Here is a 1515-nt window from a genome sequence, read left to right as displayed (position 1 = left end):
CGTCGTTCGCGACCACGACGCTGTTCGCCGTGGCATGGATCGTCTCGCCCGTGCTGGTCGGGCTCCTGGTGCCGCCGATCAGCAGGCTCCCCGCCCCGAGCTGGTCGAGTGCCGCGGCGCCGAGCTGCAGATAGCCCGGCAGCGCCGCCTCAGCATTGCCGGCGCCGGTGCCGGTGATCTCGATGTCCCGCGAGGCGATATCGACCAGCGCGCCCTGGCCGCCCGGGCCCGCCTGGGTCTGCAAGGTGGCCCCCAGGGTCAAGGCGCTCGTCGCCGCCAGCGCCAGCTGCCCGGCATCCGCCGGCAGGCGCGGCACCGCCCGTCCGGCCTCCGCCGCCTGGCTCGCGAAGAAGCTGTTCGCATCGGTGATCGTGTATTGGGAGTATTGGCCCCAGACCGGCGCCGACTGCACCAGGAACGCCGTCGTCTGTGCCGCGCGCGCGCCGGTCAGCCCGTCGATGAAATACCCGGCGGCAATGCCGCTGCCGTCCGGGAGAAGCTTGTTCTCGCTGGCGACCGCATTGACCGTGCCGGTCTGCTGCACCACCCGGTAGGCGCCGGGCATCGTCGCATATTGCCCCGGCAGCAGCGTATAGACGCCGGCGGGCAGCCCCGCGACGCCGGACAGATAGACCTGCTGGCCGGCGGCGGCGCCGCTCGGCGCCATCTCCTGATCGACCGGCGCCACCGGGCCGCTGAAGCCCGGGATCACCGCGTAGATCGGCCGGTCGTCCGGATAGAGCGGCACCTGGCTCGGCGTGGCGCCGCTGGCATAGACCATGTTCGAGCGCAGCAGCAGGTTGCGCGAGCCGCCGGTGCCGGAGACCCACTCCGCCGCATAGAGCGTGCCGCCGCCGGAGAGATCGACCGTGGCGCCGGGCTCGAGCGCCACGGCGCTGCCGGCGAGGCTGATCGACTTCGCCGGCGGCGCCGTCAGGTTGGCGAAGGATTCGTTCGCCTGGTTCGGGCCGAAGATCTGGTACTGCCAGTCGAGCCCGTCGATCGTGGTGCCATAGGGCACCGTGGCGCCATCGAGCGAGACCGAGGTGACGCTGCCGGCGCCCAGCGCCACCGATTGCGTCGCCACCAGCGGCAGGTTGTCGAACGGGGCGGCCGCGGCCGTGGGGTCGCCGACGCCGAGCACCAGCGTGCCGAGCGGCACGCGCACCGTGCCGTCCTGGACGATGGTCGTCGCATCGATCAGCAGGCTGCCGCCGGCCGAGAGCGGCACCGCGGCCGGGGTGCCGCCGGCCTCGATCGTCACCGTCGTCGGCAGCTGCGTGCCGTTCACCGTCGGGCCGACCGCGGCGATGATGAAGCTGTTCGCCGTTGCCGGGTAGAGTTGCGCCGCCTGGAAGGTGAGGTTGCCGCCCGTGACCAGCTCGCCGGTCGGGATCGCGGTCTGGCTGTAGACGAGGCTGTAGAGCCGCGTATCGCCGGTGCTGGCGAAGGTCGCGGTGCCGAAGTTCGCGAGGCCGATCTGCCCGGTCAGGTCGAGCGTGCCGGCGCGGACCG

At 72.5% G+C, this 1515-nt stretch carries 1 protein-coding gene; it reads right to left on the bottom strand.

The annotated features are described in order from the left end of the window. Positions 1-1515 (bottom strand): hypothetical protein (locus IEY58_RS34105; RefSeq protein ID WP_229744178.1); only part of this gene is annotated, 1515 nt, incomplete at both ends.

It is taken from the genome of Aliidongia dinghuensis, from assembly GCF_014643535.1.
Lineage (GTDB): Bacteria > Pseudomonadota > Alphaproteobacteria > ATCC43930 > CGMCC-115725 > Aliidongia > Aliidongia dinghuensis.
Note: the sequence above shows the minus strand (reverse complement) of the source record. Positions and strands in the feature narration are given on the sequence as shown.